Origin of the sequence: Streptomyces sp. NPDC059398 (assembly GCF_042751845.1) — a bacterium.
Classification (GTDB): Bacteria; Actinomycetota; Actinomycetes; order Streptomycetales; family Streptomycetaceae; genus Streptomyces.
Genome location: NZ_JBHYWP010000080.1, coordinates 32,747 through 39,998, shown reverse-complemented (window position 1 = coordinate 39,998; position 7,252 = coordinate 32,747). Strand labels below are relative to the sequence as shown.

General features: G+C 71.1%; 8 protein-coding genes. 3 read left to right on the top strand and 5 right to left on the bottom strand.

The window, feature by feature from the left end; genetic code table 11:
• On the top strand, window positions 1-518 hold a 518-nt coding region (locus ACFXBC_RS25310), incomplete at its 5' end, for an MMPL family transporter (RefSeq protein WP_385028738.1).
• Between the two features lie 6 nt (window positions 519-524).
• On the opposite strand, the gene ACFXBC_RS25305 is transcribed toward ACFXBC_RS25310, so the two are convergent.
• Window positions 525-992 carry an SsgA family sporulation/cell division regulator gene (locus ACFXBC_RS25305; RefSeq protein WP_385028736.1) on the bottom strand — a complete coding sequence of 156 codons (468 nt, stop codon included), beginning with the start codon at window positions 990-992 and terminating at the stop codon, window positions 525-527.
• Window positions 993-1,264: 272 nt separating this feature from the next.
• Here ACFXBC_RS25305 and ACFXBC_RS25300 point away from each other — a divergent pair, with 272 nt between their 5' ends.
• A complete protein-coding gene (locus ACFXBC_RS25300; protein ID WP_385028744.1) occupies window positions 1,265-2,422 on the top strand; it encodes a serine hydrolase domain-containing protein in 1,158 nt (385 codons plus the stop codon).
• 7 nt (window positions 2,423-2,429) lie between these two features.
• Window positions 2,430-3,209: an SDR family NAD(P)-dependent oxidoreductase gene (locus tag ACFXBC_RS25295; protein WP_385028733.1), complete on the top strand. Its 780-nt coding sequence runs from the start codon at window positions 2,430-2,432 to the stop codon at window positions 3,207-3,209.
• 56 nt (window positions 3,210-3,265) lie between these two features.
• Here the strand turns inward: ACFXBC_RS25295 and ACFXBC_RS25290 are convergent, their stop codons facing one another.
• From ACFXBC_RS25290 to ACFXBC_RS25275, 4 genes are all read right to left on the bottom strand, one after another.
• Window positions 3,266-4,039, bottom strand: a complete 774-nt coding sequence (locus tag ACFXBC_RS25290; RefSeq protein ID WP_385028730.1) for a polysaccharide deacetylase family protein — start codon at window positions 4,037-4,039, stop codon at window positions 3,266-3,268.
• Between the two features lie 187 nt (window positions 4,040-4,226).
• Window positions 4,227-5,516 (bottom strand): hypothetical protein, encoded by a 1,290-nt coding sequence (locus ACFXBC_RS25285; protein WP_385028727.1) that lies wholly within the window; start codon window positions 5,514-5,516, stop codon window positions 4,227-4,229.
• Between the two features lie 260 nt (window positions 5,517-5,776).
• Window positions 5,777-6,250: a hypothetical protein gene (locus ACFXBC_RS25280; protein ID WP_385028724.1), complete on the bottom strand. Its 474-nt coding sequence runs from the start codon at window positions 6,248-6,250 to the stop codon at window positions 5,777-5,779.
• A gap of 152 nt (window positions 6,251-6,402) precedes the next feature.
• Window positions 6,403-7,182 (bottom strand): DUF4232 domain-containing protein, encoded by a 780-nt coding sequence (locus ACFXBC_RS25275; protein ID WP_385028721.1) that lies wholly within the window; start codon window positions 7,180-7,182, stop codon window positions 6,403-6,405.
• Window positions 7,183-7,252 lie beyond the last annotated feature (70 nt).

The window sequence follows — 7,252 nt, the reverse complement described above, 5'->3', positions numbered from 1 at the left end:
TCGCCGCCCTGGGCGCGGTCGTCGCGGTCTTCCAGTGGGGCTGGCTCGGCTCGCTCTTCGGGGTCCAGCAGACCGGCCCGATCATGTCGATGATGCCGATCTTCATGGTGGGGGTGGTCTTCGGCCTGGCCATGGACTACGAGGTCTTCCTGGTCACCCGGATGCGGGAGGCGTACGTCCACGGGGAGACCCCGGGCCAGGCCGTCGTCACCGGATTCAAGCACGGTGCGCGGGTGGTGACAGCCGCGGCCGTCATCATGATCGCGGTCTTCTCCGGCTTCATCGGGGCCAGCGACTCGATGATCAAGATGATCGGTTTCGGCCTCGCCATCGCGGTCTTCTTCGACGCCTTCGTCGTACGGATGGCCATCGTGCCGGCCGTCCTCGCGCTGCTCGGCAAGCGGGCCTGGTGGCTGCCGCGCTGGCTGGACCGGGCGCTGCCGAACGTGGACGTCGAGGGCGAGGGCCTCAACAAGCACATCGAGGACCGGACGCAGCGGGAGCTGATCGACGCCTGAGCGGGCTCAGCCCCGCAGCGGCCCTCCATGCCCCACGGCATGGGGGGCCGGCTGCTGTTCCTGGAGCGCTTCCTCGCGGAGGGTTTCCTCGCGGAGCGCCTCCCTGAGGGCGGCCTTGCCGACGCGCGCGGCCTCCTGGGCGTCCGTCGCCGCCTGGGTGGCGCGCAGGAAGCGGATCAGCGGCGCGTTGTCGAACTGCACCACCGCCACCCCGTCCGCCGAGTGGAACTCCAGTACCACCTGGGCCCGCCCGCAGGGCCAGATCCCGATGTCGCCGGAGCGTCCGGGCGTCCGCAGCCCCGCTTCGAGCAGTTCCCTGGCGAAGACCCACTCCCGGCCGCCGGGGAAGCGGAAGCGCACGTCGCCCGGATCGTCATCGGGGTCGTAGCGGAGCGCGACGTGGATCACCGTCCACTGGCCGGGAACGTCCGTCACGACATGGCCCCGTACGGGCACCTCGACTGCGGGGGACATGAGCGCTCCCTTGATACGGCTGATTCGGCTGGGCCGCCTGGTCCGGCTGGTCCGCTCGGTCTCTTCGGCCTGCTCGGTCCGCCTGGTCCGCCTGGTCCGCCTGGTCCGACGGCACGCAGCCATGCCTTTTGGTCCTGTTTGTATTCCAATGTCCCATATTTCGAGTGAGGTGCCACCCCACCCCCCGGCGTCCCCCACAGGGCCGCACCGCACCATGGACGGGGACCCTGTACGTCGGCCGGGCGTACAGCTAGACGTGGGAGCGCGACGTGGTGGACGTCCAGGGCACAGTGGCCGACGGATACGAGGCGGTCCGGGACGCCTTCGTACGGAACTTCACACACCGCGCGGAGCGGGGCGCCGCCGTCACCGTCTACCGCGACGGACACAAGGTCGTCGACCTCTGGGCCGGTACGAAGGACGTCGACGGCGCCGAACCCTGGGCCCTGGACACCGCCCAGGTCGTCAGGTCCGCGACCAAGGGGGTGGCCGCCGCCGTCCCGCTGCTCCTGCACCAGCGCGGCCAGCTGGACCTCGATGCCCCGGTCTCCACGTACTGGCCGGAGTTCAAGGCGGGCGGCAAGGAGCGGGCCCTCGTCCGGCACTTCCTGGCCCACCGCACCGGCGTCCCCCTCATCGACCGCCCCCTCACCCCGGCCGAGGCCATCGACGGGGTTTCGGGCCCGCACGCAGTCGCCGCCCAGCCGGCCGTCTGGGAGCCCGGCACCGAGCACGGGTACCACGCGCAGACCTACAGCTGGCTGCTGAGCGAACTCGTCCGGCGCGTCACCGGCCGCACCATCGGGCGGTGGATCGCCGAGGAGATCGCCCGCCCCCTGGACATCGACTTCTGGGTCGGCCTGCCCGCCGAGGAGGCGCACCGGGTCGGGCGCATCGGCACCGTCGCCGCGCCGCCGGTCGGCAGCGGCCTCAAGCTCAAGCCGAAGCGGTCGGTCAGCGACGCCTACCAGGACCCCTCCTCGCTGACGAGCCGCGCCTTCGGCGCCGTCGAGCCGTTCCCCGACGAGAACGACGCGGCCTACCGCGCCGCCGAACTCCCCGGCTCCGGCGGCATCTCCACCGCCCGCGCCCTGGCCCGCGTCTACGCCGCGATGATCGGCCGCGTCGACAACGGGCCCCGCCTCTTCGCCCCCGCCACCCTTGCCCTGGCCCGCAGCGAGGAGTCGTCGGGCCCCGACCGGGTGCTGGTCGTCAACACCCGTTTCGGCCTCGGCTTCATGCTGCACGGACCCTCGGCCCCGCTGCTCGGTCCCGGCTCGTTCGGCCACCCCGGCCGCGGCGGCTCACTCGGCTTCGCGGACCCGGAGGCCGGGGTGGCGCTGGGCTATGTGACCAACGCGCTCCAGAAGGGCGTCACCGCGGATCCGCGCGCCCAGGCCCTGGTCAGGGCGGTGCGTTCGGCGACATGATCGCCGTATGGACAACACGAGGCGGTTCGAGGGTCATGCGGTCCTGATCACCGGAGCGGGACGGGGGATCGGCGCGGCCACCGCCCGCCGGTTCACCGACGAGGGCGCGCGCGTCCTGGTCACCGACCTGGACGGTGGCCGTGCGGCGCAGACGGCGGCGGCGCTGCCGGGCGCGCTGCCGTTCACCTGCGACGTCACCGAACGCTCCGCCGTCGAGGCGGCCGTGGCGTACGCGGTGGCCCAGTTCGGCGGTCTCGACGTCCTGGTGAACAACGCGTACGCCTGCTCGCCGGACGCCCCGCTCCTGGAGGACGAGGACGACGAGTCCTGGCACCGCGACCTCGACGCCACCCTGAGCGGCGCCTTCCGCGCCTCGCGCGCCGCCATGCCGCATCTCGCGGCGGCGGGCGGCCGGGGCGCGATCGTCAGCGTCGGATCGGTCAACGGCGTCCAGGACTTCGGCAACCACGCCTACAGCGCGGCCAAGGCGGGCCTGGCCGGGCTGACCCGCACCCTGGCGGGCCATGCGGCGCCGCGCGGGGTCCGGGTCAATCTGGTGACCCCGGGCACGATCCACACGGACGTCTGGGCGGCGCACGGCGCCGAGGAGTCCCTCGAAGAGGCCGCGAGGCACTACCCGTTGGGCCGGGTGGGCGTCCCGGACGACATCGCTGCGGCCATCGCGTTCCTCGCCTCGCGCGACGCGGCCTGGATCACCGGGGTGACCCTGCCGGTCGACGGCGGACTGCTGAGCAGCAATCTGGGGCTGCGCGAAGCGCTGCGCTGAGGCGGGGCGGGGCGGGGCGGCGACCGGGTCCGGGGGCCGGGGCTGAGGGGCTGGGCTCAGTGCACCGGGAAGCCGAAGGAGTGGCCTTGCTCCTTGAGGCGGGGGAGGATGCGGCGCAGGGCCGCGAGGGTCTGACTGCGGTCGCCGCCCGCGTCGTGGAAGAGCAGCGTCGGCCCGTTGGGGAGTTCCTTCTCGACGGTGGCGACGATGGTGTCCGTACCCGGACGCTCGAAGTCCTTGCTGTCCACGTTCCAGCCGAGCGGGCGCATGCCCCGGGAGGCGGCCAGCTTGCGGCTGTAGGGGGTGAATGCCCCGCCCGGCGCCCGGTAGTACATCGGGCGTACGCCGCCGGACGCCTTGGTGATCATGCGTTCGGCGTCCAGGATCTGCTGCGACTGGTAGGACTCGGACCTCTTGTCCATGCCGGTGTTGTGCGACACCGTGTGGTCGCACAGCCGGTGCCCGGCCGCGACCACCTTCTTCACCAGCTCCGGGTGGGCCTGCGCCTGCGGTCCTATCATGCAGAACGTGGCCTTCACCCCGTACTCCCGCAGCAGGTCGAGGACTTGAGGGGTCCACACCGGGTCGGGGCCGTCGTCGATGGTGATGTTGACGCCGTGCGTCCCCTTGTCCGACGCGTGCACGATGCTCGTCGCGACCGTCCTGGTACCGCTGCCCGGGGTTGCCGACGCGGTGGCCTTCGGGGCGGAGTGGTCGGCCGTACCGGCCTGCGCGGTCCATATCGAGGCACCGGCGGCGAGCATCGTCACCCCGAGCCCCGCCCCGATCACCTTGCCGTACCAGCCACGCCCGCCGCCGTGCCGTGCCATGTCCCGCCCCTTGTCTCAACAGCCCTCGCCGATCCCGGTCACGCTGTGACCACTTGGCAGGACGATGCGGACGGGCCGGTGGATGCGTCTGTTACGGAGAACGGACAATTCCGGGGGATTGTGCGGACAACTCCCCACGAAATAAAGGACAAATCGTCTTTAACGGGGCATGGAGGGGGCGAGCCGCTCACCGGTGGTGCTGCGCCGCCCGGAACTCACGGCACCAGGTGCGGTTGCGGCCCGGCAGACCGCCCGGCTCGGATGTGCAGACGTACGGGCAGAACATGCTGTTGATGACCCAGGGCGTGCTGTCCGGGCCGAAGTCCTTCGACATCGCGGCGTCCTGGGTGAGGCCGTACGCGGCCACGGCGAGCTTCCCGGTGTCGCGGAACCGTGCCATCTGGTCGGACAGGAAGTTCTTGTTGGCCGCGAACCACGGGTTGGAGAGCAGGAAGTCGTTCCACTCCTGTTCGCCGAAGGGGCGCCGGGTGGCGTCCCTGATGACCTGCCACACCGGGGCCCCCTTGGCGATGCCGCGGCGGTGCGCGAAGGCGGGGTTCGCCGGGTCGTCCAGGTGCGACTTCCAGAGCTGCACCAGCGAGAACTCGGTGGCCAGGAACTTCTGGTCGTCGCGCAGGAACGGCAGTACGTAGTCGATGTACTTCTGTGCCGCCGCCGGATTGGGCACATGCGGGTGGATGTCCACACCGGCGATGGACGCGGTGTGCGCGGTGAAGGTCATCCAGCGCCGGGTCTGCGCGGTCTGCCCGCCGGGCTTGTCGAGGGCGTTGAGCGCACCCATATAGATCTTCGTCCGGCAGTCCGTTCCGAAGTGCGTCTGCCGGTACGCGGCGGTGTGCTGGGCGAGTGTCTCGTAGAAGGTGTTGATACGAGGGGTGCGGGAGTCCGCCTTGCGCGTCTCGAAGAACGGCTCGTTGCCCACGGTCAGGATGTCGACCTTGCCCATGAACGCTGCCAGCACCTTGTCCAGCCGGGCCAGGGCGGTCTGCATCGCCGGGCTGCCGGGGACCGGTATCGGAGCGTCGTGGTACTGGAACTTCATGGTCAGCACGGTGCCGTAGCCCTGGGCTGCCGCCTTGAGCAGCTTGGCGGGCCCGGTCTGGTCCGCCGGGCTGCCCCGGTCGGCCTCGGACATCACATAGAAGCCGCGCACCCAGGTACCGGACACGGCCTTCAGCTCAGCGAAGTCGATCTTCTCCAGGGCCTGGTTGACGTTGGCGGCGAGCACCCCCGAGGCGGGCGGCGCGGTCACCTTGCCCGGCGCTGAGGCGCTCGCGGAGGGCTCGGGCTTCGCGGTGGGGGAGTGGGCGGGGCTCGCGCCGCCGTCGTGGTCCCGGCCGCAGCCCTCCACGCCGAGCGCCGCCAGCGCGGCGCCCCCGGACAGGGTGAGCAGCCGTCGGCGGGAGTGGCCCCCGTACGGTCGTCGCCCGCCGGTTCCGGTGTCGCTCGCTGCCATACGCCTGTCGCCTCCTGGACTGTTCGCGTGTGCGTCCGCGGCCTCATCGGCTCTGCTGGAAGAGGCCGTTGCACTTCAGGACGGAACAACACCTCCCACAGGTTCGCCGCAGAAGCAAAATCGCGAACGGAGCGGGTGCTCACGGTCCGGAACGCGTCATGCGGAACACGGAGCGCCCCGCCCCGGGGGGACGGGGCGGGGCGCGTTCAGGGTGCGGTCCTCCCGGCACCGCGCGTCACACGCGCAGCCCGGGACGGACCTCAGGGGTGGTAGATCTCCTCCATGGCGGTGATCTGGTGCCGGCCGTTGAGGCGGTAGGAGAAGTACGGGGTGTTGGCGAGCTTGTGCGTCACCAGCCACTGCGGGGTGACCTTGTGGGCCGTGGTGTCGCGGAGGACCTTGACGGAGGCGCCCGGGGCGAAGGAGTACGACCTGGCCGCTCCCGTTGCGGTGTAGTCGACGTCCTCGTCGTTCCTGGTGTTCACCCGGCACTTCTGCGGGGTGACACGCACCACGGTCTTGCCCTTGACGTTCTTCGCGGAGTTCAGCTTGAGGAAGTGCTGGTATCCGGCCGGCGGGTGGCACGGCTTCCAGCTGACGCCCGCGCTCGCGGACGCGGCCTGGGTGCTCGCGGCCGTCCGCGGACTGGCGGCGCCCGATGTCCCGCTCGCGGTGGCGACGAGCGCGGCGGCGGAGGCGAGGGCGAGGGCGGCGGATACGTAACGGTGGTTCATGGACATCCTCTGGGACGAAGATTTGCTGACACTCCGGTAGAGAGCGGACCCTGGAGAAGCGTTTCAACCGGCCGCGGGCTGTGACCGTACGGTGACAACTGCCGTACGACGGAGACGGTTCGGCCTGCCGGGGGTGGGCCGGGCCGTGCGGCTCAGATGCCGATCGGGCTGACGAAGGTGCCGGGGTGAGTGGCGCCGGACTGGTCCAGGATGGCGCCGCCGTACGGCCAGTCGAGGGTGACGTGTGTCGTCTCGTTGGGCGGGGTGATCAGGACCTTGCTCGGGACGAAGGGCTTGGTGTCCTTGGAGTCGGCGGGGATGGCCAGGAGCGTGATGCTGACCGAGGCCGTGCTCTCACCGGGGCGCAGGGTCATGGTGCTCGGGGTGTCCGACGAACGGCGCAGGTCCCAAGCCTCGCCGGTCTTGCTGACCAGCCGGACGCCCGGGAAGCCGTGCAGGGTGCAGGTGCGGTCGCCGCGGTTCGTGAGCTTGACCGAGGCGATCTGCTGGTCCGTGGAGTCCTTCATGTCCGGGGCGCCACCGTGCGGGCCGCCCCAGTCGTAGCCCAGGTCGGTGGTGTGGCAGCGGCTGCTGGTCGCGGCGGACGAGGCGTTGACGGCGTCGGTACGCGAACCCTGCTGCGCGGTCGTCTTCACCTTGGTCCCGGCGGGGATCTCGGCCTTGCCCTGCGAGCCGCCCCGGGCGGTGTCCCCCGTACCGCTGTCGCTGCCCTTGGTGCTGCCCTGCGAGCCGTTCTGCGAGTCGTTCTGCGTACTCGACGAAGAGCCGTCCGACGTACCGGAGTTGGCGCCCGCTGCCTTCGACGAGGTCGAGCCGGAGGACGAGTCGCATGCGGTGGCACCCGCGCCCACGGCGACGACGGCCAGTACGGCGGCGGCGCAGCGAACGGCCCGGTTCAGCTTGGCGGTCATGGTTCCCCTTTTCCGGCGCCGGCCCTGAGTCCGGCGCTCCCCATGTCGAATGCGTCTGTCGAAAGCGTCT

What these genes read in the sequence shown, in the direction of transcription:
- ACFXBC_RS25305 (WP_385028736.1), bottom strand. Translation starts at nt 992, where the DNA reads ATGTCCCCCGCAGTCGAGGTGCCCGTACGGGGCCATGTCGTGACGGAC.
- ACFXBC_RS25295 (WP_385028733.1), top strand. Translation starts at nt 2,430, where the DNA reads ATGGACAACACGAGGCGGTTCGAGGGTCATGCGGTCCTGATCACCGGA.
- ACFXBC_RS25290 (WP_385028730.1), bottom strand. Translation starts at nt 4,039, where the DNA reads ATGGCACGGCACGGCGGCGGGCGTGGCTGGTACGGCAAGGTGATCGGG.
- ACFXBC_RS25285 (WP_385028727.1), bottom strand. Translation starts at nt 5,516, where the DNA reads ATGGCAGCGAGCGACACCGGAACCGGCGGGCGACGACCGTACGGGGGC.
- ACFXBC_RS25280 (WP_385028724.1), bottom strand. Translation starts at nt 6,250, where the DNA reads ATGAACCACCGTTACGTATCCGCCGCCCTCGCCCTCGCCTCCGCCGCC.
- ACFXBC_RS25275 (WP_385028721.1), bottom strand. Translation starts at nt 7,182, where the DNA reads ATGACCGCCAAGCTGAACCGGGCCGTTCGCTGCGCCGCCGCCGTACTG.